At 71.3% G+C, this 21,232-nt stretch carries 20 protein-coding genes; 6 read left to right on the top strand and 14 right to left on the bottom strand.

What is annotated here, in order from left to right:
* Together E5N76_RS30905 and E5N76_RS01705 are read right to left on the bottom strand one after the other, a co-directional pair.
* Positions 1-1,728, bottom strand: coding sequence for an ADP-ribosyltransferase domain-containing protein (locus E5N76_RS30905; protein ID WP_149535568.1), 1,728 nt, complete (start codon positions 1,726-1,728; stop codon positions 1-3).
* 19 nt (positions 1,729-1,747) lie between these two features.
* Entirely contained in the window at positions 1,748-2,224 is a 477-nt protein-coding gene (locus E5N76_RS01705; RefSeq protein ID WP_149535567.1) for a hypothetical protein, read from the bottom strand.
* 185 nt (positions 2,225-2,409) lie between these two features.
* On the opposite strand from E5N76_RS01705, the gene E5N76_RS01700 reads away from it, so the two are divergent.
* Complete coding sequence (locus E5N76_RS01700) at positions 2,410-3,861, top strand: MFS transporter (protein WP_149535566.1); 1,452 nt, start codon at positions 2,410-2,412, stop codon at positions 3,859-3,861.
* Between the two features lie 117 nt (positions 3,862-3,978).
* A complete protein-coding gene (locus tag E5N76_RS01695; protein ID WP_149535565.1) occupies positions 3,979-4,485 on the top strand; it encodes a flavin reductase in 507 nt (168 codons plus the stop codon).
* 508 nt (positions 4,486-4,993) lie between these two features.
* On the opposite strand, the gene E5N76_RS01690 is transcribed toward E5N76_RS01695, so the two are convergent.
* Positions 4,994-5,323: a hypothetical protein gene (locus E5N76_RS01690; protein ID WP_149535564.1), complete on the bottom strand. Its 330-nt coding sequence runs from the start codon at positions 5,321-5,323 to the stop codon at positions 4,994-4,996.
* A 207-nt stretch (positions 5,324-5,530) separates the two neighbouring features.
* On the opposite strand from E5N76_RS01690, the gene E5N76_RS01685 reads away from it, so the two are divergent.
* Positions 5,531-5,980 (top strand): MarR family winged helix-turn-helix transcriptional regulator, encoded by a 450-nt coding sequence (locus E5N76_RS01685; RefSeq protein ID WP_149535563.1) that lies wholly within the window; start codon positions 5,531-5,533, stop codon positions 5,978-5,980.
* 454 nt (positions 5,981-6,434) lie between these two features.
* On the opposite strand, the gene E5N76_RS01680 is transcribed toward E5N76_RS01685, so the two are convergent.
* The 6 genes from E5N76_RS01680 to E5N76_RS01655 form a co-directional block, all read right to left on the bottom strand.
* Positions 6,435-7,424, bottom strand: coding sequence for a tripartite tricarboxylate transporter substrate binding protein (locus E5N76_RS01680; protein ID WP_149535562.1), 990 nt, complete (start codon positions 7,422-7,424; stop codon positions 6,435-6,437).
* Between the two features lie 324 nt (positions 7,425-7,748).
* Positions 7,749-8,858 carry a branched-chain amino acid ABC transporter substrate-binding protein gene (locus E5N76_RS01675; RefSeq protein ID WP_149535561.1) on the bottom strand — a complete coding sequence of 370 codons (1,110 nt, stop codon included), beginning with the start codon at positions 8,856-8,858 and terminating at the stop codon, positions 7,749-7,751.
* Positions 8,859-9,073: 215 nt separating this feature from the next.
* The gene (locus tag E5N76_RS01670; protein WP_149535560.1) at positions 9,074-9,841 is read right to left on the bottom strand and encodes an ABC transporter ATP-binding protein; all 768 of its coding nucleotides are present in this window, start codon (positions 9,839-9,841) and stop codon (positions 9,074-9,076) included.
* Positions 9,838-10,659 carry an ABC transporter ATP-binding protein gene (locus tag E5N76_RS01665; protein ID WP_149535559.1) on the bottom strand — a complete coding sequence of 274 codons (822 nt, stop codon included), beginning with the start codon at positions 10,657-10,659 and terminating at the stop codon, positions 9,838-9,840. The genes E5N76_RS01670 and E5N76_RS01665 overlap by 4 nt, the downstream gene beginning before the upstream one ends.
* The gene (livM, locus tag E5N76_RS01660; RefSeq protein ID WP_268921277.1) at positions 10,659-11,960 is read right to left on the bottom strand and encodes a high-affinity branched-chain amino acid ABC transporter permease LivM; all 1,302 of its coding nucleotides are present in this window, start codon (positions 11,958-11,960) and stop codon (positions 10,659-10,661) included. The genes E5N76_RS01665 and livM overlap by 1 nt, the downstream gene beginning before the upstream one ends.
* A 44-nt stretch (positions 11,961-12,004) precedes the next feature.
* Positions 12,005-12,919, bottom strand: coding sequence for an ABC transporter permease subunit (locus tag E5N76_RS01655; RefSeq protein ID WP_149535557.1), 915 nt, complete (start codon positions 12,917-12,919; stop codon positions 12,005-12,007).
* Positions 12,920-13,132: 213 nt separating this feature from the next.
* Here E5N76_RS01655 and E5N76_RS01650 point away from each other — a divergent pair, with 213 nt between their 5' ends.
* Entirely contained in the window at positions 13,133-13,732 is a 600-nt protein-coding gene (locus tag E5N76_RS01650) for a carboxymuconolactone decarboxylase family protein (RefSeq protein WP_149535556.1), read from the top strand.
* Between the two features lie 123 nt (positions 13,733-13,855).
* The gene (locus tag E5N76_RS01645) at positions 13,856-14,599 is read left to right on the top strand and encodes a maleate cis-trans isomerase family protein (protein WP_149535555.1); all 744 of its coding nucleotides are present in this window, start codon (positions 13,856-13,858) and stop codon (positions 14,597-14,599) included.
* 174 nt (positions 14,600-14,773) lie between these two features.
* Here the strand turns inward: E5N76_RS01645 and E5N76_RS01640 are convergent, their stop codons facing one another.
* Entirely contained in the window at positions 14,774-15,808 is a 1,035-nt protein-coding gene (locus E5N76_RS01640) for an amidohydrolase family protein (protein ID WP_149535554.1), read from the bottom strand.
* Between the two features lie 164 nt (positions 15,809-15,972).
* Between E5N76_RS01640 and E5N76_RS01635 the strand changes: the two genes are divergently transcribed.
* Entirely contained in the window at positions 15,973-17,112 is a 1,140-nt protein-coding gene (locus E5N76_RS01635) for a CaiB/BaiF CoA transferase family protein (protein ID WP_149535553.1), read from the top strand.
* 300 nt (positions 17,113-17,412) lie between these two features.
* Here E5N76_RS01635 and E5N76_RS01630 read toward each other — a convergent pair whose 3' ends face one another.
* The 4 genes from E5N76_RS01630 to otsB form a co-directional block, all read right to left on the bottom strand.
* Positions 17,413-18,198 carry a hypothetical protein gene (locus E5N76_RS01630; protein ID WP_149535552.1) on the bottom strand — a complete coding sequence of 262 codons (786 nt, stop codon included), beginning with the start codon at positions 18,196-18,198 and terminating at the stop codon, positions 17,413-17,415.
* A gap of 11 nt (positions 18,199-18,209) precedes the next feature.
* On the bottom strand, positions 18,210-18,749 hold the full coding sequence (locus E5N76_RS01625; protein ID WP_149535551.1) for a hypothetical protein: 540 nt from the start codon (positions 18,747-18,749) through the stop codon (positions 18,210-18,212).
* 106 nt (positions 18,750-18,855) lie between these two features.
* A complete protein-coding gene (locus E5N76_RS01620) occupies positions 18,856-20,214 on the bottom strand; it encodes an alpha,alpha-trehalose-phosphate synthase (UDP-forming) (protein WP_149535550.1) in 1,359 nt (452 codons plus the stop codon).
* The gene (gene otsB / locus E5N76_RS01615) at positions 20,211-20,939 is read right to left on the bottom strand and encodes a trehalose-phosphatase (protein WP_235907531.1); all 729 of its coding nucleotides are present in this window, start codon (positions 20,937-20,939) and stop codon (positions 20,211-20,213) included. Before otsB ends, E5N76_RS01620 begins: the two co-directional genes overlap by 4 nt.
* Positions 20,940-21,232: the final 293 nt, after the last annotated feature.

The following is a 21,232-nucleotide window of genomic DNA, read 5'->3' as shown; positions in this document are numbered from 1 at the left end:
TCAGATCTCCTCCACCCACACCGCCACCTTCACGATCTTCCCCGTTGCGTCCAGCGTGTCCTCCCGGTTGGTCACCTTGAAGCAGGTGCCGGGCGGGTAGAGCACCTCCGCCTCATCGGCATATTGCGAGAAATCGGCGATGTTGCGGCCGCTCTCGCCCTTCACCGTCACGGTGATCGGCCCGTCGAAGGGCTGCGCCGTGGAGGTGCTCCAGAAGGCCGGCATGGTGAACTCGCCTGGGAAGGCATATTGCGTGTCCCAGCCGGGGAAGAGGCTGCGCTCGCCGCGCCGGGTGATCCCGGGGATGGCCGGCAGCTTGCGCAGCGCCGCCTCGCAGGCCGCGTTGATCTGCTGCAGCTTCGCCGCATCCTGCACCACCGGCCTGCCTTCCGGCGACTTGTCCGCCAGCGGGATCCCGAGCTTCAGCCTGTTCATGTTGGTATAGTCGTCGGTGGTGTAGGTGAAGACCGCCACCGCCTCCCCCGGCCGCAGCAGGTCCATCGGGATGCCGTTGTCCAGCATCTGGGTGTAGACGTCTTCCAGCCTGGCATCGAAGACGCTGCGGTCCAGCGCCCCGATCATCTGCGCTTCCGGCCCGTCCGGGGCGGCGGCGAGGCAGGCCGCCACCTTCTCCTGCAGCCTGGCCTGCAGCGCGCCGGCCTTGCGCGCCGTCTTCAGCAGCTTCGCCTCCTCCTTCGCCGTGGGGGCGAGGAGCGGGGCATCCGATTTCAGCGGGGCGGGCGGCGGCTTCGGCACCGGCTGCGTGGCGCCCGGTCGGGTGGCACCGGTTGGGACGGCACCGGTTGGGACGGCACCGGGCGGGGCGGCACCGGGCGGGGCGGCACCGGGCGACATGGCGCCGGGCGGGGACGCACCACTTGGCGGGGTGGCGGCGACGGCGGGCGGCATCGGCACCGGCCTTGCCGGCGGGGGCCTGGTCAGCGCCTCGGTCAGCGCCTTCAGCTCCGGCAGCAGGCCGGCGGCGCCGGCCAGCAGCCATTGCAGCTTCGGCATGGGGGCATCGGCCAGCGCCTGCCGCCGCGCCTCCAGCACCGCCAGCGCCTGCTGCAGCGCGGCGCTGCCCAGCCCCTTCGCCACCGCCTCCCGCGCCGCCGCCAGCAGCGGGTCCAGCCTGTCCAGCAGCGCCTGGCGCTGCCGCGCCAGCTCCGCCACCGCCTTTACCTCCGCGGCCAGCGCGGCGGCGGCGTCCAGCAGCGCCGCCAGCCCGGACGTGGCTGCCGGCAATCGGCCGACGGCGGTGACGGTCGCATGGGTGACGCGCTCATTCTGCAGATCGGCCAGCTTCGCCCCCAGCGGGGCGGCGAGCGCCGCCGGGCGGATGGCGTCGATGGTCCCGGCCAGCCCGTTGCAGGCGGCGAGCGCCGCCGCCGCCGCCCGGTCGCGCGCCGCCTGCTGCGCCAGGGCCTTGTCGGCATGCGCCCTGGCCTGGGCGGCGGCGGCCAGCGCCGCGCCCAGCACCGGCTCCAGCGCGGCGTAGCGCGCGGCATTGTCCTTCGCCTGCAGCGCCGCCTGGCGCTGCGCCGCCAGCTTCGCCTGCAGCCCCGCCAGCGCCGGGCTCTCCAGCCCGGCCGCCTGCAACCGGGCGGCCTCGGCGGCAAGGGTGGCGAGGGACCGCGCGATGGCGGCGTCGCGCTTGACCACCGCCTCCTTCCCCACGACCTTCCCGTTGGTCAGCACCGCGACGAATTCATCCACCGAGACGGGCATGGCCGCTCCTGCTCCCGGCTCAGCCCGGGTCCGCCGCGGTGGCGGCGGCCAGGGCGCGCAGCGCCGGCACCAGCGTGGCGCGGATACCGACCGGGACGCCGAAGGGGTTGTCCTCCACCACGTCGAGCTTCGGGTTCGGCCCGGCGAGGAAGGCCTCGAATTCCTGCAGCAGGGTCCCGAGCTTCGGCGCCGCCTGGGCCAGCTTCGGGCCGGGCGCGGCGCCCAGCTCCTGCAAGGCGGCCGTCAGCCGGACACGGTGATTGCCGGTCAGGCCGTTCAGCCCGTATTCCGCGATCTCCTGCAGCACCGGGCTGCCCGCCGCGCGCAGCGCCGCCTGCAGGGAGGCGATCTGGGCATCCACCGCCGCCGTCGCCGCGCGCCAGCCGGCGAAGGCGGCCGACCAGCCGGGGGCGGCCTTGCCCTCAGCCGGGCCGGGCGCGCCGCCAAGGCCCAGCACCCGCGCCACCCAGGCGGCCTGGGCGGGGCTGGCGCTCATCGCCCGGCGGCGCGCGGCGGCGCGGCCGCGCGGGCGGAAATCGGGCCGGTCACGCGGCGGGGCCTCCTCGCGCAGGACGGGAAAAGCGGGTTCGGGAAGCGCAACGGTTAGGCGAAGCGGCGAGGCCTGTCCATCCATCCGCAACCATCACATTCCCCGGCGTTCTGACCGGGCGGGAGGGGCGCATGCGGGACACGCCAGGGCAGGACACAGCGGAACGGTTCGAGACCGACATCCCGGGGCGGCTGGACCGCCTGCCCTTCAGCGGCTTTCATTGGCGGGTCGTCATCGCCCTCGGCATCACCTGGATCCTGGACGGGCTGGAGGTGACGCTGGTGGGCAGCCTCGCCGGCGCCATCCATGAGAGCCCGTCCCTGGGGCTGAGCGAGACGCAGATCGGGCTCAGCGCCTCCGCCTATCTCGTCGGCGCGGTCAGCGGGGCGCTCTATTTCGGCTGGCTGGCGGACCGGATCGGGCGGCGGCGGCTCTTCTTCATCACCCTGATGATCTACATGGCGGCCAGCATCGCCACCGGCTTCACCTGGGATTTCTGGAGCTTCGCGCTCTGCCGGGCGCTGACCGGGGCGGGCATCGGCGGCGAATACGCGGCGGTGAATTCGGCGATCCAGGAGCTGATCCCGGCCCGGCTGCGCGGCACCACGGATCTCTGCGTGAACGGCACCTTCTGGGGCGGCGCGGCGATCGGCGCCGCCGCCGCGCTGGTGGTGCTGGACCCGGCGGTGGTGAACCCCGAGATCGGCTGGCGCGCCGCCTTCGTGGTGGGCGGCGCGCTGGCGCTGGTGGTGCTGCTGCTGCGCCGCCATTTGCCGGAAAGCCCGCGCTGGCTGATGCTGCATGGCCGCGCCGGGGAGGCGGAGGCGGTGGTGGCGCGGATCGAGCGGGAGGTGGCGGCGCGGCACGGCCCCCTCCCCGCCCCCGGCTATGGGCCGGTGACCTTCCACCGGCGTGGCCATGCCAGCCTCGGCGATGTCTGGCACACCATGCTGCGGCTGCACCGGGCGCGGACGGTGCTGGGGCTGGTGCTGATGTCCTGCCAGGCCTTCTGCTATAATGCCGTCTTCTTCACCTATGCGCTGGTGCTGACCCAATTCTACGGCATCCCGGCGCATGAGGTGGGGTGGTTCATGCTGCCCTTCGCCCTGGGCAACCTGGCCGGGCCGCTGCTGCTGGGCCGGCTGTTCGACACGGTCGGGCGCCGGCCGATGATCACCGCCACCTATGCGCTGGCCGGGCTGCTGATGGCGGGAACCGGCCTGGCCTTCGCCGCGGGCTGGCTTTCCGCCTGGGAGCAGACCCTGGCCTGGACGGTGATCTTCTTCTTCGCCTCGGCCGCGGCCTCGGCGGCCTATCTGACGGTGGGGGAGAGCTTCCCGCTGGAGATGCGGGCCATGGCGATCGCGCTGTTCTACGCCCTCGGCACCGCCATGGGCGGGGTGGTGGGGCCGGCGCTGTTCGGCTGGCTGATCGAGGGCGGGGCGCGGGGCGACATTCTCTGGGGCTATCTGCTGGCGGCGGCGCTGATGCTGCTGGCGGCGGCGACGGAATGGCGGCTGGGCTTCGCGGCGGAAGGCAAGCCGCTGGAGGAGGTGGCGCCGCCGCTCTCCCGCCTGGTGTGAGGCCGGGCGGGTGGGCCCAGCCCGGGGTTCTACACCTGGGGCGCCGGTCCCTGCGCCCGGGGTTTCCTGGCGCCCGGGCCGCGCTTAACCTTGGCGCGATGCAGGGGGCAGGCCGAGATGACGGTGAGCAAGCAGGATTTCCGGGACGCCATGGCGCGGTTGGGCGCGGCGGTGAACGTCATCACCACGGACGGCCCGGGCGGCCGCGGCGGCTTCACCGCCAGCGCGGTGTGCAGCGTGACGGATGAGCCGCCGACCCTGCTGGTCTGCATGAACCGCAATGCCACCGCGGCGCCGGCGCTGAAGGCCAACGGCACCGTCTGCGTGAACGTGGTGGCGGCGGGGCAGAAGGACACCGCCATGGTCTTCGCCGGCGTCACCAAGTGCAGCATGCTGGAACGCTTCGATTCCGGCACCTGGGCGACGCTCGCCACCGGCGCGCCGGTGCTGCAGGGCGCGGTGGTCAGCTTCGACTGCAAGGTGGTGGACATCATCGAAAAGGGCACGCATCTCGTGGTGTTCGGCGAGGTGCAGGGCATCCGTACCGGCAGCGTGCACGATCACGGGCTGATCTATTTCGGGCGGGACTACCACCCGGTAGGCAAGGCCGCCGCGGCGGAATAGCGGCGCGCACCGGCCCGGCGGCCACCCCGGGGCCAGGATCTTTCCGGACCGGCTCTTCCAGGCCCGAACATGCGGAAGGCCCGAGGCTTGCGCCCCGGGCCTTCCCATTGCGTCAGCCGTTGCCGGCCGGCTCGGCTCAGGAAGCCATCCCCACAGTGGCGGAGACGATGATCCAGGCCGCAGGCAGGGCACGCGGCGTATGGCAATGAGACACTGGATCACCTCCTTTCGGTTGTTGACGACTGCGGAGGAGAATGGGGAGCCGGGGCGGCCGCCGCAAGCGGAAGCCGGCGGAACGAGGTGAAAAACCCGGCCGCGCCGGGGCTTGCGCGCTGTCGCTTGCGGCGGGCGGGGCCGCTGCCCGCCGCGGTCTGGCGGCTGCCGGGCAGGGTCCCCGATCGCGCGATTCCCGCTGTCGGCGATGCCACCGAAAGCGACGGCGCGCCAAACGCCAACCGCGCGGGGGCTGCTGCCCTCGCGCGGCTGGCTTGCCGGCTGGAAGGAAGGGTCAGCCGCGGTCGCCCGTCGGGGCGTTGGCGATGAAGCGGGTATCGCCGGCCGGGGCCTCATAGATGAGTTGGCGATCGGCGCCGCCGCCGAGCAGCCGGGCCACCAGGCCGGTGCGGGGCGCGGCCGTCACCGGGCCGCCATAGACGACCTGGCTGTTGTCGCCGCCGCCGAGCAGCGTGGCGGCGCCGCCGCCGGTCACGTTCCGGCTGGGCGCGTCATAGACCACCTCGGCATTGTCGCCACCGCCGACGAGGCGGGGGCCGGCGGCCTGGGCGCCGGCGAGGGTGGCCAGGGCCAGGGCGGAAGCAAGAAAAACGGTGCGGATCATCGGGTTGTCTCCGTGCGGTTCGGCGCTGGCCGGCTTGCCGGGGCGCCGCGTTGGCTGGGCTCTAGATACTCGGCGATTAGATCGTGCACGATAGACAAACCCGCATGGCTGCCATGCGTTTATGTCCTTCACGTCTTTATCGTGCACGATTTATATGCCCAAACAGCAGGCAGCCCCTTCGGGCGCCCCCATCAAGGAGCCAGACCCATGTCCCAAAGCCAGGCCCCTCCCCGCCTCGACGACTATCTCTGCTTCGCCCTGCATTCCGCCGCCCAGGCGGTCGGGCGGGCGAACAAGAAGGTGCTGGACAAGCTGGGCCTCACCTACCCGCAATTCCTGGCGATGCTGGTGCTCTGGACGGAGGACGACCTGACCGTCGGCCAGATCGGCGACAAGCTGTTCCTCGAGAGCAATACGCTAACCCCGCTGCTGAAGCGGCTGGAGGCAGCGGGCCTCCTGCGGCGGGTGCGCGACACGGCGGATGAGCGCCAGGTGCGTATCCGCCTGACCGAGCGGGGCCGCGCCCTGGGCGAGACGGCCCGCGGCCTGAAGCATGAATGGGTCGGCAAGGTCTTCGGCGAGGACTGCGCGGCGATGCGCGAGCTGCGCGAGAAGGTCGCGGCCTTCCGCGACAGGTTGGTGCAGGCGGAAGCCTGAGGCGCATGGGCCGCGGGCCGGCCCGGCGGATCCTCGGGCCGAGCCGGGGGCGGCGATCTTCGGTCGGCCGGACCCGGCAGCCTGGCCGGCATGGCGCGGCGGTGCGCCGGCCGGCAGCGGCGATCAGGGCCGGCCGTCCCGCCTGGCCGGGAGCCAGTCGCAAAAGGCTCTGCGGCGCCTCCCGGCAGATCATCTCCGGTCTGGTGTCATGCGCGGGCATGCCGTCCCATGAGGACCACGGCATTGCCGGTATCATCGGCGCCGTCGCGGCAGCGGCCAGGGCGCCTCGCCGACGCCTGTTGCGCAGGCCCTGGCTGTCGCGCGCCGAGGCGCCGATCCTGGAGAGCGGCGCGCCCCCGGCCGGTCGAGGCGACGATGCCCGGCAGCCCGGAAAACAGGGCGGCCGCACGAGCCGGCAGGGCTTCACCGAGGCATGGCGCCGGCGAAGCGCGCTTCACCCGCCCTCGAAGCTGATGCCGAGGCGGCGAATCAATTCGCGCTCCACCGGCAGGCGGGTGGCGTTCCAGGCGCGGTACTCCTCGCCGGTCATGTACAGCACGGGCATGTCGTAGCGCTCCAGCACCGCCAGATGCTGCGGGTCGAACAGCGCGGCCTTGAAGGCGTCGTGCAGCCGCGCCGTCACCTCCGGGTCCATGCCCTTCGGGCCGGCCAGGCCGTAGGGCGCGATGCCGCCGACATCATGGCCGAATTCGCGGATGGAGGGTGCGTCCGGGAAGCGCTTCGGGCGCTCATTGGCCCAGACCGCCAACAGCCGCATCCGCCCCGCCTCGACATGCGGGGCCCAGCCGCTGCTGTCCGCGATCGCCTCCACCTGGCCGGAGAGCAGCGCGGTCGTGGTCTCGGCGACACCGCGATAGGGCACGTGCAGATAGGTGACCTGCTCCTTCTCGAAGAGCTGGGAAATAACGAGATGGCTGGCGCCGCCGACGCCCGAGGTGCCGACCGAGACCTGGCCGGGGTTGGCGCGCATATGCGCCATCAGCCCGGGCCAGTCGCGCACCGGCGACTCCGCCCGCACCACGATGCCGGAGAGATAGCCGGTGATGGCCAGGATATAGGTGAAGTCGTTCAGCGAATCCCAGGTGGCGGAGCGGGTCATGAAAGGGTGGCTGAGCACGCCCTGGTGGATCTGGCCGATGGTGTAGCCATCCGGCTTCGCCTGGGTGTGGAGGATGCTGGCGGCGAAGGTGCCCCGCGCGCCGGGGCGGTTCTCGATGACGATGGGCTGGCCGAGATGGCGGGCGGCGATCTCGCACATGGTGCGCATCTGCGCGTCGGTGGAGCCGCCGGCGGCCCAGGGGATGATGAGCCGGACGGGCCGGTCCGGAAAGCCGGCGGCGCGGCCGGGGCTTGCGGCAAGGAAGGGCGCGGCGAGCGCGGCTAGGTGCAGCGCCTGGCGCCGCGAAGGGGCGAATTCCGGCATCGTCTCTCTCCCTTGGCCCGGCGTCGCGGCCGGTGCCTGGGGGAAGAGTACCGGATTCGGGGGGGACGGGAACCGCGTTGGCGGTGCTGGCCGCCGGGCGGCCCATGGGCAGCAAGAATGGGGGCTCTGCCCCCATGCCCCCGCCGGGGAGGATACTCCTCCCCGGACCCCGGTCCGAGTTTTGGATCCGACGTTTCGACCTGCCGACCAGAGACGGCCGGCCGGTCGGCGAACAACTCACACCGGGGGTCCGGTCCAGTCCCCGGCGGGAGTGCAGAGGGCGGCGCCCCCTTCTATGGGGCAGAGCCACTGGTCCTTTCCGCCTCAGATCTGCGCGTAGCTCCCGTTGCGCCAGATGTAGAAGACGTAGTCCGGCACCGTCACATCGCCCTTGCGGTCGAAGCTGATCGGCCCCAGCACCGTCTGCCACGGGCCCTGCGCCTTCATGGCGTCCGCCACCTTGCGCGGGTCGATGCTGTTGATCTTCGCCGCCGCCGCCGCCCAGATCTGCACCGCGGCATAGGTGTAGAGGACGTAGCCCTCCGGATCGATGTTCTTCGCCTTGAAGCGCGCCACCACCTCGGCGGCGCTCGGCCTTGTGCGGGGGTCGGAGCTGAAGGTCATCAGCGCCCCCTCCCCCGCCGCGCCGGTGATCTGCCAGAAATCGCGCGTCACCAGCGCGTCGCCGCCGATCAGCGTCACCGGCATGCCCTGCTCCTTCGCCTGGCGCAGGATCAGCCCGGCTTCGGTGTAGTAGCCGCCGATATACATCACCTCGACATTCGCGCCCTTGAGGCGGGAGACGAGGGCGTTGTAGTCGCGCTCCCCGGGCGTATAAGCGGCGAACAGCGTCTCCTGCATGCCGGCGGCGTTCATCGCCTTCTTCGTCTCCTCCGCCAGGCCTTTGCCATAGGCCTGGTTGTCATGGAGGATGGCGACGCGCTTGCCCTTGAAATTATCGGCGATGTACTTGCCGGCGATCTGGCCCTGCTGGTCGTCCCGGCCGCAGGTGCGGAAGGTGTTCCAGGCGCCCTCATCCGTGTAGCGGGGGTTGGTGCTGGCCGGGCTGATCTGCAGCACGCCCTCCTCCGCATAGACCTTGCTGGCGGGGATGGAGCTGCCGGAACAGTAATGGCCGGCGACCATGGCGACCCGCCGCCCGGCCATCTGGTTGGCGACGGAGACGGCCTGGCGCGGGTCGCAGGCGTCGTCGCCGAGTTCCAGCGCGAGCTGGCGGCCGAGGACGCCGCCGGCGGCGTTGAGGTCCTCCACCACCTGCTGGCCGCCGATCTTCATCTGGTCGCCCGCCGCGGCGTTGGAGCCGGTGAGCGGACCAGCCACGGCGATGCGGATGGGGCCGGAGCCTTGGGCGAAGGACTCGGTGGCGATGGCGAGGCCGGCAGTGGCGGCGACGAGGCCACGGCGTGTCAGCATATCCTTGCTCTCCCTGGGTTTCCGCCCGGCGGGCGGCGTGGTGCGAAGCTTACGTCAGAGGGTTGCGCGGTTCCAACGGGTTGCGTGGAGAGCTCTCGCCGACCCACCCCCACCCCAACCCTCCCCCGCCAGCGGGGGGTTGGCGGCACTGCCGCCAACGGGGCCCGCGCCGCGCAGCGGCGTGGGAGGGTGGGGGTGGCGGTCGGCCAACCCGCCTAATGTCCCCCCAGATACGCCGCCCGGATTTCCGGCCGCGCCAGCAGATCCTGGCTGGTGCCGGCCATGGTGATGCGGCCGTTCACCAGCACATAGCCCCGATGCGCCAGCCGCAGCGCCTGGAAGGCGTTCTGCTCCACCAGCAGCACCGTCAGGCCGGTCTCGGCATTCAGGGCGCGGATCGCCTCGAAGATCTGCTTCACCACCAGCGGGGCGAGGCCGAGCGAGGGCTCGTCCAGCAGCAGCAGCCTTGGCTTCGACATCAGGGCGCGGCCGATGGCCAGCATCTGCTGCTCCCCGCCCGAAAGCGTGCCGCCGCGCTGGGCCAGGCGCTCCTTCAACCGCGGGAAAAGGGCGAAGACGCGTTCGAGCTGCGGCGTCGGGTCCTCGCGCGTCAGCGCCTCGGCGCCCATCAGCAGATTCTCCCGCACCGTCATGCGGGGGAAGACGCGGCGGCCTTCCGGCGATTGCGCCACGCCGCGGCGCATGATCGCATGGGTCGGGGCGCCGGTGATGTCCTCGCCCGCCAGCACCACCCGGCCGGCGCGCGGCTTGGGCTCGCCGCAGAGGGTCATCAGCAGCGTCGATTTGCCGGCGCCATTGGCGCCGATCAGCGTGACGATCTCCCCCGGCATGACCTGCAGGGAAACCTCGGTCAGCGCCTGCACCGCGCCGTAGGCGGCGGAAAGCCCGTCCACTTCGAGGAGCGGCGCGGCCGCCTGCGGAGCTGCATGGCCCGCGCCGCGCCGGTCGCCGGGCGCGCTCACGCCACCTCCTCCTCGCCCAGATAGGCGGCGATCACCTTGGGGTCGGCGCGCACCTCGGCCGGCGCGGCATCGGCGATGCGCTGGCCATGGTCCAGCACCACCACCCGGTCGCTGATGCGCATCACCACGCCCATATCGTGCTCGATCAGCAGGATGGAGGTGCCGGCCTCGCGGATCGCCAGCAGCAGCCGCGCCAGCTCCTCGGATTCCCGCGGGTTCAGCCCCGCCGCCGGCTCATCCAGGCAGAGCAGCGCCGGCCCGTCCGGAGAGGTGCACATGGCCCGGGCGATCTCCAGCCGCCTTTGCGCGCCATAGGGCAGCGCGCCGGCCGGGTCATCGGCGCGTTCCAGCAACTGCGTGGCGTGCAGCCATTGCTTCGCCTTCTCCACCGCCGCGCGCTCCGCCGCCGGGTAGCGGGAGAGGCCGAGCACCGCGCCGATGCCCCAGCCGGTGGTCGCCATCAGCGCGTTGTGCTGGGCGACGAGCAGGTTCTCCAGCGCCGTCATGCCGGGGAAGAGGCGGATATTCTGGAAGGTGCGCGCCACGCCGGCGCGGGCGATGCGATGCCCCGCCAGCCGGTGCAGCGCCACCGGCGCCGCCCCCGGCCCGCGCTGCGGCGGATGCAACAGGATGGCGCCCTCGCTCGGCCGGTAGAAGCCGGTGATGCAGTTGAAGAGGGTGGTCTTGCCCGCGCCGTTCGGGCCGATCAGCGCGGTGATCTGCCCCTGCGCCGCGGCGAAGGAGACGCGGTCGACGGCGGTGAGGCCGCCGAAGCGCATCGTCACGTCCTGCACTTGCAACAGCACCTGCAGCGGCATCAGCCATGCCCCTCCCCCACCAGCTCCCCGCTGATGGCGCGCTTCTGGCCGAGGGCGATGGAGGGGGTGCGGGTGCCGACCAGCCCGCGCGGCCTGAGCACCATGATGACGACCATGGCGCCGCCGAAGACCAGCATCCGGTACTCGCCCAGGTCGCGGAAGATCTCGAAGCCGCCGATCATCACCAGGGCGGCGATGGCGACGCCCACCTGGCTGCCGAGGCCGCCGAGCACGACGATCGCCAGGATGATGGCGCTCTCGATGAAGGTGAAGCTTTCCGGGCTGATGAAGGCCTGCCGCGTGGCGAAGAAGGCGCCGGCGAAGCCGCCGAACATGGCGCCGATGGCGAAGGCGGACAGTTTGGTGATCGTGACGTTGATGCCCAGCGCCCGGCAGGCGATCTCGTCCTCCCGCAGCGCTTCCCAGGCGCGGCCGAGGGGCTGGCGGCGCAGGCGTATGGTGACCCAATTGGTCAGCAGGGCCAGGCCGAGAATGAGGTAGTAGAGGAAGATGACGCGGTGGCTTGGCGAGGGCTCCAGCCCGAAGGTGCCGGCGAAGCTGCCCTCCCCGCCCGACATGGTGAAGGGCAGGCCGAAGAAGCTGGGGCGCGGGATGCCGGAAATGCCGTCCGGCCCGCCGGTCAGGCTGACCCAGTTCAGCAGCACCACGCGGATGATCTCGCCGAAGGCCAGCGTCACGATGGCCAGGTAGTCGCCGCGCAGCCGCAGCACGGGAAAGCCCAGCAGCACGCCCCAGAAGGCGGCGAGAATGCCGGCCACCGGCAGGCCGAGCCAGAAGGAGAAGCCGAATTCGGTGGCGAGCAGCGCATAGGCATAGGCGCCGATGCCGTAGAAGGCGACATAGCCGAGGTCCAGCAGGCCGGCGAGGCCGACCACGATGTTCAGCCCCCAGCCGAGCATCACATAGGTCAGCACGAGGATGCCGAGATCGAGCAGATACCGGTCGCCCTGGGTGATGGCCGGCAGGGTCAGCGCCACCGCCAGCATGGCCGGGGCGAAGAGCCGCCCTGCCTGCTGCAGCCGCGCCGTCCAGCGCCCCGGCGCGGTGGAGGCGGCGATGCGCCGGCGGCCCAGCCAGAGCGACAGCACCAGCCTGCCGAGGAACACCAGCAAGCAGAGGATCGCCACATCCCCCCAGCGCTGGCGCAGCACCAGCGCGCCTTCGGGGCCGATCTCGGTGCGCAGCCCCACCATCATGGCGAAGAGGCCGAAGGCGACAAGCGCGGCCAGCGCTGCGTCCTTCACCGCGGCGGCGGGGCTTGCCTTGCCCGTCCGATTCACGCCTCCGGGGCTCGCAGGCGTGCCCTCCGGCGATCGGATGGGGCTCATACCTTCTCCACCTCCTGCCGGCCGAGCAGGCCGGTGGGGAGGAAGATCAGGGTCAGCACCAGGATGGAGAAGGCGGCGACGTCCTTGTACTGGACGCTGAAATAGGCCGACCAGAAGGTCTCGATCAGCCCGATGAGCAGGCCGCCCAGCACCGCGCCCGGCAGGCTGCCGATACCGCCCAGCACCGCGGCGGTGAAGGCTTTCACCCCGGCCAGGAAGCCGATGTAGAAATCGATCACGCCGTAGCGCAGCAGGTACATGGTGCCGGCGACGGCCGCCAGCGCCGCGCCGATGACGAAGGTGAGGCTGATGGTGCGGTCCGTGTCGATGCCGAGCAGCGCCGCCATCTTCCGGTCCTGCTCGCAGGCCCGCATGGCGCGGCCGAGCGGGGTACGGGTGACCAGGACGGTGAACACCGCCAGCACCGCCAGGGTGATGCCGATGATGAGCATCTGGGTGTAGGCGAATTGCACGACGAAGCCGTCCTGCCGCATCACCTCCCAGCCGCCGGGCAGCAGGGTTCCCGTCGGCTTCGGCCGGGCGCCCTGGCTGACCTGGACGAAATTCTGCAGCACGATGGAGAGGCCGATGGCGGTGATGAGCGGCGCCAGGCGGAAGCTGCCGCGCAGCGGCCGGTAGGCCACCCGCTCCGCCGTCCAGCCGTAGAGCGCGGTGACGGCCATGGCCGCCAGCAGCATCACCAATATGCCCGCCGGCCCGGCCAGCACGCCGCCGGCGGTCAGCAGCAGCGCGGTGATCAGCGCGATGAAGGCCCCCACCATGAACACGTCGCCATGGGCGAAATTGATCATGCCGATGATGCCGTAGACCATGGTGTAACCCACGGCGATCAGGCCGTAGATCATCCCCAGGCTGATCCCGTTGATCAGCTGCTGCAGCGCATAGGCCAAGCGGTTCTCCCGACAGCCATTCCCTGTCCGGCGAAGGCTAGAGCACATCCCGCCGGGGCGTAAACGGCCTGCCAGGGGCGAAAGCGCGGCGAAAATGCCGTGGCGGGCGGGCCGGCGCCTCGCCCGGGGGCAGAACGCCGCGCGCCTGGGCAGCTTGCCGCGCGGCGGAACCGCGGCGATGATCCGGCCCACGCACCGAAAAGGGAGGATACCATGCCGAGCGACACCGCGCTGCCCGCCGATACCGGCAAGGGCGGCGGCCGCCTGCCGCCTCTACCGCCGGAGCAGATGACGGAGGAGCAGAAGCGGGTCGCCGCCGGCATCGCCGGCGGGCCGCGCGGCGGCATCCGCGGCCCCTTCAACGCCATGCTGCGCAGCCCGGTGGTGGCGGAGCGCTTTCAACTTCTCGGCGAATATCTGCGCTTCAATTCCTCCATTCCGCCCGACCTGAACGAAATGGCCATTCTGATCACGGCGCGAGAATGGTCGGCGCAGTATGAATGGTATGCCCACCACATCCTGGCGATGAAGGCGGGGCTGCCGCCGGCCATCGCGGCGGCGATCGCCGAGGGCAGGAAGCCGGACGGGATGACGGAGGATCAGCGGATCATCTGGGAATTCTGCACGGAGCTGTACCGGACGCGCACCGTTTCCGACGCCACCTATGCCCAGACCAAGGCGCGGTTCGGGGAGAAGGGCATCATCGATCTCATCGCCGTCAGCGGCTACTACGTGGCGGTGGGGATGACGCTGAACGTGGCGCAGGTGCCGCTGCCGCCAGGGGTGGAGGAGCCGCTGAAGAAGCTGCCCTGAGGCGCGGCGGCCCGGTTCTTGCTGCGTCCTGCGGCGGGGCCGGGGCCGGATGCCGGGCCTTGAGGACGTATCGCGCCACGCTGCCCCGCGTGGCGGGAGAGTGCGGCGCGAGGCCCGACCGAGATGACCATGCCCCCCATGCCGACCCGGGTGATCGGGCAGCTCGTCCCCTCCTCCAACCGCACGGTGGAGCGGACGACGGAATACCTGCTGCGGCGGATGCCGGAACTCGGCGCCTGCTATGCGCGCATCCCCTACCGGCCGGATGGCAGCGGGCAGCCGGAGGGCGGCTATGACGTGGCGGCCTGCCGCGTGGCGGCGGACCTGCTGCAGGATGCGGGAATCGGCGCGCTCTCCTGGAACGGCACCAAGGGGGCGCTGGACGGGTTCCAGGTGGACCGGGATTTGGCGGCGGAGCTGGCGCCGATCGCGGGCTGCCCGGTGCGGTCCGTGGCGCTGGACGTGCTGGAGATCCTGCGGCGGCTGGGTGCGAAGCGCATTGGGCTGATCACCCAGGGGCAGCCGGACCGCACCGCCTTCATCGGCGAGCGCTTCGCGGCGCAGGGCTTCCCGGCGGCGGCGCAGCGCTCGCTGGGGCTGGCCTCGAACCTCGAGGCAGCGGAGGTCTCGCCGGCGACGCTGAGCGACGCGGTGCGGGGCTGCGCGCGCGACGCGCAGGTGGAAGCGGTGCTGATCTGGGGCACCAACATGCCGGGGCTGCCGGTGGTGGCGAAGCTGGAAGCGGAGCTGGGGATCGCGGTGGTCGATTCCTGCTCGATCGGGCTGTGGGGGTGCCTGGATGCGCTGGGCATCTCGGGGGCGCCATGGGTGGATGAAGGGAAGATCTTCGGCTTGCTGAAAGGCTAGGTCAGGAGGGGCTTTGCCCCTCCCGAACCCACCCCACCAAAGGCCAAAGGGCCTTTGGAAACCATGAATTTCGGACCCGACGGTCCAACCGCAAAACTCAAGGGTTCCAATGGGGTTGGACGCACTGCGTCCAACCCCATTGGCGGGGAGAGTTTGAGAGGGTCAGAGCCCCTCTCAAGACAGCTTGTAGAAGCTTCGCGCCGTCCCCGCGAACAGCGCCGCCTTTTCCGCCGCGCTGGCGCCCTTCGCCAGCTTCTTGCAGGCATTCCAGAACACGCCGTAGCTGTAGCTGCCCTTGTCCACCGGGAAATTGCTCTCGAACATGCAGCGCGTCGCGCCGAACAGCTCGATGGTGGTTTCCATCCAGGGCTTCCACGCCGCCGCCAGTTCATCCGAAGACGGCGGCTCCGCCTGCTCCTCGAACCCCATGCCGTTGATCCGCATGCCGAGCCCGCCGAGCTTGATATGCACATTCGGACAGGTCGCCAGCTCCGCCATCGCCGCGCGCCAGCTCCGGAACACCTCCTCCTTCTGCCCGGCATAGCCGCGGATGCCGAGCGGCCCGCCGACATGGTCCAGCACGATCGGCGTCTCCGGGAAGGCCCGCGCCAGCGCCGTCAGGTCGGGGATCTGCGGGTGGTACAGCCAGGCATCGAAGCTCAGCCCCAGCGGCGCCAACTGCTTGAAGCCGGCGCGGAAATCCTCGCGGAACAGGATGTCCTGCGGCGGCTGGTAGGCCGGGTTCATGATCACCGGGTCCGGATCCCAGGCGGTGATGTGGCGGATGCCGCGGAAGCGCCCACCGGCCGCGGCGATATGCGCCTGCAGCACATCCCGCGCCTCGGCGCCGATCTGCAGGTCCACATGCCCGACGATGCCCTCCGCCACCCGCGTCGGCCCATAGCCGCCGGAGGCGCTCATCGCCGCGATGCCGGTGACGTATTCCGTCTCGCCCACCGGCTTGTAGGCCTCCGGCCCCGTGGCGCGATGCATGGCGCGGCACTGCACGAAGACCGTGGCGACGATGTTGTGGCCCTGGTTGGTATCCGCCAGCAGCTCATCCAGCTGGTAGCGCCAGCCCGGCCGGTCCCACAGATGGTGGTGCGGGTCGATGATCGGCAGCGCCGGCTCCAGCGCCTCTTCCTTGCGGCGGGACAGCCACTCCTCCCGCACCGGCACGTAATGGACATGGGCGTTGTTGCCGCTCATCGTCTCTCTCCCCTCAATCCCGGGGCGCAGGATACTCGTCTCGCCCGGCAGCGCCAGCCGCTCCCGCCATGGCCGGGGCGGCTCCGGACGGTCATGCGTGGCAGGGCGTTCCCGCTCTCCCGCAATCCGCTCTATGCTGCCCGCGCCGAAGAAGGAGGATGCGCATGTCGGGGCCGCTGGACGGGCTGGTTGTGATCGAGGTTGGGCAGGCCCTGGCCGGGCCGCTGGCGGGCGTGATCCTGGCCGACATGGGCGCCGAGGTCATCAAGATCGAAAAGCCGGATGGCGGCGACGATGCCCGCCTCTGGGGCCCGCCCTTCGGGCCGGATGGCGAGACCAGCCTCTATTTCCACAGCCAGAACCGCAACAAGAAGAGCGTGGTGCTGGACCTGAAGAGCCCGGCCGATGTCGAGAGGCTGCACCGGCTGTGCGAGACGGCCGATGTGCTGATCCAGAACCTCCGCCCCGGCGTGGTCGATGAGATCGGCATCGGGCCGGAGGCGATGCTGGAGCGGCATCCGCGCCTCGTCTACTGCTCCATCTGGGCCTTCGGCTACCAGGGGCCGATGCGCCTGAAGCCCGGCTTCGACCCGCTGCTGCAGGCCTATGGCGGCATGATGAGCATGACCGGAAGGCCGGAGGACCCGCCGACCTTCTGCGGCGCCTCGATCAACGACAAGGCGACGGGGCTGTTCTGCACCATCGGTGCGCTGGCGGCGTTGCGGCAGCGGGACCGCACCGGGCGGGGCTGTCTCGTCGACACCTCGCTGTTCGAGACGGCGACCTTCTGGGTGGAGGGGCAGATCAACCAGCACCTGGCGACCGGTGAGGTGCCGAAGCGCCACGGCACCGGCGCCGCCGTCATCGTCCCTTACCAGGTCTTCGAGACCTCGGACCGCCCGCTCTGCCTCGCCGCCGGCAATGACCGGCTCTGGGCGCGCTGCGCCGCGGTGCTCGGCCATCCGGAATGGGCGGAGGACCCACGCTTCGCCCGCGGCCGCCACCGGGTGCAGCACCGCGCCGTGCTGGTGCCGCTGATCGCCGAGATCCTGCGGACCAGGCCCCGCGCCCATTGGATCGCGGCGCTGGAAGCGGTGGGCGTGCCCTGCGCCCCGGTGAACGATATCGGCGAGGTGGCGGCGACCGAGCAATTCGCCGCGGTGGAGATGGTGCAGAGCCTGCCGGAGACCGGCGTGAAGGTGCTCGGCCTGCCGATCAGCTTCGACCGCCGGCGCCCCTGGTCGGAGCGCCCCGCGCCGACGCTCGGCGAGCACACGGCGGAGGTGCTGGGGCGGAAGGGCTAGAGCAGATCGCCGGAGGGCGGCATCGCCCGAAGGCGTGAATCTGCTCTACAATCCATAAGCTAGAGCGATTTCGCGCTGCACAGTCAGCGTGAAACCGCTCTAGAGCAGATCGCCGGAAGGCGGCATCGCCCGAAGGCGTGAATCTGCTCTACAATCCATAAGCTAGAGCGATTTCGCGCTGCACAGTCAGCGTGAAACCGCTCTAGAGCAGATCGCCGGAGGGCGGCATCGCCCGGAGGCGTGAATCTGCTCTACAATCCATAAGCTAGAGCGGTCGATTCCGCCGGACTTCAAAATGCCCTAAGCCCCCACCGCCTCCCGCAGCGGATGCGCCGGCACGTCCAGGAACCGCAGCGTTGGGTCGCCGACGAAATCATGCGCCCCGGTATGGGTCAGCCGGCCGCGCGTATCCAGCCACACTTTGCCGCCGATGGCCCGCCAGCGGCGGCAGAAGGTGAAATCCTCGCTGAGATAGGTGCCGCTCTCGGGGTCGATCGCACAATCGAACAGCGCGTGGCAGATGGCGCCGTCCGGCACCGCCGGGTTGGCGGCGTCGATATGGCGGTAGCGGGTCTCCGGGTAGCTCGCCGCCATCCGCTCCACCATGTCCCGCCGCGCCAGCATGAAGCCGGAGCCGGCATAGGTGCCGGTGACGAAATCCCCGTCCCGCTCCGCCTCCGCCCCCGTGCAGGGCTGGCCGACATAGAGCAGCGGCGCCGTCGCCAGGCTTTCCCCCTGCATCGCCTGGCGCCGCGCCGCCGCGTCCCAGCGCTGCAGCTTCAGCGGGTAGAGCCCGGCGACCAGCTCCTTCCTCGCCAGCAGCATCCGCCGGATCTGCCCTGGCTCGAAGCTGATATCGGCATCGATGAACAGGATATGGGTGGCCTCCCGCTGCCGCAGGAAGCGCGCCAGCAGCGTGTTGCGGCTGCGGGTGATGAGCGAGTCATGCCCGAGCATTTGGAGGGTGAAGTCCGCCTCGCGCGTCAGCCCGTCCTGCAGCAGGCGCAGCACGGAGAGCATGTAGCCCTGGTGCACCATCGCGCCATAGCAGGGGGTCGCGATCACCACATGCGGTCGTCCTGCCATCCTGGCGGTCCTCACGGGCAAAGCTGCGGGGCTGCGGCCAGCCCCATCCCGCCGCATCCTGCCGCCATGGGGATGACCAAAGCGTCAAGATGCAGCGGATGGCCGGCACGCACCCGCCCCTCGCCCGAGCGCCCGCCCGGCAAGGCGCCGCCCTGGTGCCCTGCCGCGGCTTTGCCATGGCGAGTTGTGCGAGGCGCGGGAAGGACAGCGGCTCCCGGGCCCCCACGACGCCGCGCAGCGGTGTCTCGGGGGAGCTGATCCAGGCTCGGCGCGCCCAGCGGCTCGGCGCAGATCACATGGCTGCGGCACCGGGCGGCAAGCAGCTTCGCCTCCACCTCCGCCTCATCCGCATCCAGCCAGCGGGCGCGGCAGCGGTCCTGCGTCCAGCGCGGGAAGGAGCGGTCCAGATCGTCCCGGTAGCCGAGGAAGAAGTAACGGGCCCGCCCCATATCCGCGGCGCGCGCCACGATCGCCCGCTTGCCCAAGGCCTGCCCGCCGGACCCGATGCCGCCGATCAGGCCAGCATCGCTACGGTTTGGTGGAAAAACCATGAGCGCGGTCCCGTGCTGGCGAGCCGGTCTTCCGGCCGGCCCGTCAGCGCGGGGCCACGCCTGCGGTCCGCACCCGTGGCGCATCATGCCGCCGCCGGCATGTGCCTCAGGCGGCGATCGCCGTCGGCCCGCCGCCCTCCAGCGCCGCCATGAAATCCTGGCACCAGGCCTGGGCGCCCTGCTCCCGCACCCCCGCCTCCATGCTCCGCCAGCGCGCCAGCCGCTCCTCCCGCCCCATCTCCAGCGCGGTGTCCAGCGCCTCGGCGATCTCGTCCGGATCCAGCGGGTTCACCAGCAGCGCGCCCGGCAACTGCGCCACCGCCCCGGCGAAGCGGGAGAGCACCAGCACGCCCGGATCGGCCGGGTCCTGCGCCGCCACATATTCCTTGGCGACCAGGTTCATCCCGTCCCTGAGCGGCGTCACCAGCCCGACCCGTGCCAGCCGCATGAAGCCGGCCAGCGTCGGCCGCGCCACCGCCCGCGTCATGTAGCGCAGCGGCATCCAGTCTGGATCGGCGTACTGCCCGTTGATCCGGCCGGCCCATTCGTCCAGCTCCCGCCGCAGGCTGCGGTACTGCGCCACATCGCCGCGGGAGACCGGGGCCACCTGCAGATAGGTCACGCGCTGGCGGTGCTGCTCGAACTGATTGAGCAGCTGGGCGAAGCCGGCGAAGCGCTGCGGCAGGCCCTTGGTGTAGTCCAGCCGGTCCACCCCCAGCACCAGGGTGCGGCCGACCAGGCTCTGGCGGAACCGCGCCGTCTCGATGCCGGAGGCGGATTTGGCCGCGGCGCGGGCGAAGCTGTCCGCCTCGATGCCGATCGGGAAGGCGGCGACCCGGGCGGCGGCGGCCTTCTGCCCGATATTGGCCAGCGCGGCGCGGAGATTGCCGGCATCCTCCTCGGTCTGCACCCCGATCACGTCATAGGCGGCCAGGTCCGCCACCAGCTCCGCCCCGCGCGGCATGGCGAAGAACAGGCCGGGCGGCGGGAAGGGCACGTGCAGGAAGAAGCCCAGGCGCTGGCGGGCACCCAGCCGTCGCAGCTCCGCCCCCAGCGGGAAGAGGTGGAAATCATGCACCCAGACCAGGTCGTCCCGCCGCAGCAGTGGCGCCAGGGCCACGGCGAAGGCGTTGTTCACCTTGCGGTATCCGGCGTAATCCGCCCGGTCGAAATGCGAGAGGCCGAGCCGGTAATGCAGCGTGGGCCAGAGCGAGCCATTGGCGAAGCCCTGGTAGTAGCGGCGGTAATCCTCCTTCCCCAGATCCAGCGTCGCATAGGTCAGGCGGCCGCGGGTTTCGATCTGGGGCGTGGTGGCGGTGGCCTCGGCGGTGCTGCCGCTCCAGCCGAACCACATGGCGTCGCGCCGGCTGACGGCGTCGCGCAGCGCCACGGCCAGGCCGCCGGCGGTGGCCCCCCGATCATTGGGGTTGGGCACCCGGTTGGCAACCAGGACCAGGCGACTCATGGCGTAACCTCCAGCGATGGCGGGACCTCATGCGGGTTCAGGGCGCGGGCCAGCCAGCGCCGCAGCTCGGCGGGGGTGCCGAAGGCCTCCTGCAGCCGCCAGCCCTGGCCGCCCAGCTCGCGGCAGGCGCGCATCCCCTCCTCATCCGTGACGTCGTCACCGATGAAGAGCGGCGTGCGGCCGGCGAAGGGCGGCGCGGCCATCAGCGCCCGCACGGCGGAGGCCTTGGAGGGGCCGCGCGGGCGGATCTCCCAGGCCATATGGGCCTCGAGCAGGGTGAAGGCCGCCGGATCCTCGGCGACCAGGCTGGCCATCAGGGCATGGGCCGGGGCGCCGGCCTCCGGCGCCTGGCGGTAATGCAGGACGAAGCCATGCGCCTTCGGCTCCAGCAGGGTGCCGGGGTATTCGGCGACCAGCGCATCCGCCCGGGCGCGCCAGGCGGCGGGGGGCTGGGGCAGGTCGGGGCGGAGCGGTGGTTCCTCCGGCACCGGGCGCAGCGCCGCGCCATGCTCCCCGGCCAGGGGGAGCGGCACCGGCAGGTAATGGATGAGGTCGCCGAGCGGCCGGCCGCTGACGATGGCCAGGGCCCCGTCCAGGGCGGCCGCCAGGCGGTGCAGCAGCTTCGGTAAATCCTCGGGCACCCGGATCGCATCCGGGCGTTCGGCGATTTCGACCAGGGTGCCATCGAAATCGAGGAAGAGGGCCGGCCGGTGGAAGGGGCCCAAGGGGAATGGACCCTGTGCCGGGGCGCGGGGCGGCGGAGGGAGCTTGAACTGCCAGGACATTGCCAGGTTCAAAGCCGTGGCGGGCGTTTCGGTTTCTCGCGAAGGCGCGGAATTTTCCGCCTCCGCGCCGGTTCGCCGGGCCCCGCGCGGGGCGGTGCGGCGACCCGTGGCGGCCGCGCAGGCGGCGGCCGGGTGGCCGAATTTTGGCAGGAAAGTGGCCTTCGGGGGGTGCTGGCGCCGGGGCTTTCGCCTAGGCTGCGGCAGGGTCCGGGCCGCCGATCCGGCCTTGCCAG

The organism is Siccirubricoccus phaeus, from assembly GCF_008360935.1.
Lineage (GTDB): Bacteria > Pseudomonadota > Alphaproteobacteria > Acetobacterales > Acetobacteraceae > Siccirubricoccus > Siccirubricoccus phaeus.
Note: the sequence above shows the minus strand (reverse complement) of the source record. Positions and strands in the feature narration are given on the sequence as shown.

Bases quoted from the DNA above. Each gene is read 5' to 3' on its own strand.
- E5N76_RS01625 (WP_149535551.1), bottom strand. From the start codon at position 18,749: ATGGTTTTTCCACCAAACCGTAGCGATGCTGGCCTGATCGGCGGCATC.
- E5N76_RS01700 (WP_149535566.1), top strand. From the start codon at position 2,410: ATGCGGGACACGCCAGGGCAGGACACAGCGGAACGGTTCGAGACCGAC.
- E5N76_RS01650 (WP_149535556.1), top strand. From the start codon at position 13,133: ATGCCGAGCGACACCGCGCTGCCCGCCGATACCGGCAAGGGCGGCGGC.
- E5N76_RS30905 (WP_149535568.1), bottom strand. From the start codon at position 1,728: ATGCCCGTCTCGGTGGATGAATTCGTCGCGGTGCTGACCAACGGGAAG.
- E5N76_RS01690 (WP_149535564.1), bottom strand. From the start codon at position 5,323: ATGATCCGCACCGTTTTTCTTGCTTCCGCCCTGGCCCTGGCCACCCTC.
- E5N76_RS01630 (WP_149535552.1), bottom strand. From the start codon at position 18,198: ATGGCAGGACGACCGCATGTGGTGATCGCGACCCCCTGCTATGGCGCG.
- E5N76_RS01680 (WP_149535562.1), bottom strand. From the start codon at position 7,424: ATGCCGGAATTCGCCCCTTCGCGGCGCCAGGCGCTGCACCTAGCCGCG.
- E5N76_RS01635 (WP_149535553.1), top strand. From the start codon at position 15,973: ATGTCGGGGCCGCTGGACGGGCTGGTTGTGATCGAGGTTGGGCAGGCC.
- E5N76_RS01645 (WP_149535555.1), top strand. From the start codon at position 13,856: ATGACCATGCCCCCCATGCCGACCCGGGTGATCGGGCAGCTCGTCCCC.
- E5N76_RS01620 (WP_149535550.1), bottom strand. From the start codon at position 20,214: ATGAGTCGCCTGGTCCTGGTTGCCAACCGGGTGCCCAACCCCAATGAT.
- E5N76_RS01685 (WP_149535563.1), top strand. From the start codon at position 5,531: ATGTCCCAAAGCCAGGCCCCTCCCCGCCTCGACGACTATCTCTGCTTC.
- E5N76_RS01640 (WP_149535554.1), bottom strand. From the start codon at position 15,808: ATGAGCGGCAACAACGCCCATGTCCATTACGTGCCGGTGCGGGAGGAG.
- E5N76_RS01695 (WP_149535565.1), top strand. From the start codon at position 3,979: ATGACGGTGAGCAAGCAGGATTTCCGGGACGCCATGGCGCGGTTGGGC.
- E5N76_RS01675 (WP_149535561.1), bottom strand. From the start codon at position 8,858: ATGCTGACACGCCGTGGCCTCGTCGCCGCCACTGCCGGCCTCGCCATC.
- E5N76_RS01665 (WP_149535559.1), bottom strand. From the start codon at position 10,659: ATGCCGCTGCAGGTGCTGTTGCAAGTGCAGGACGTGACGATGCGCTTC.
- E5N76_RS01705 (WP_149535567.1), bottom strand. From the start codon at position 2,224: ATGAGCGCCAGCCCCGCCCAGGCCGCCTGGGTGGCGCGGGTGCTGGGC.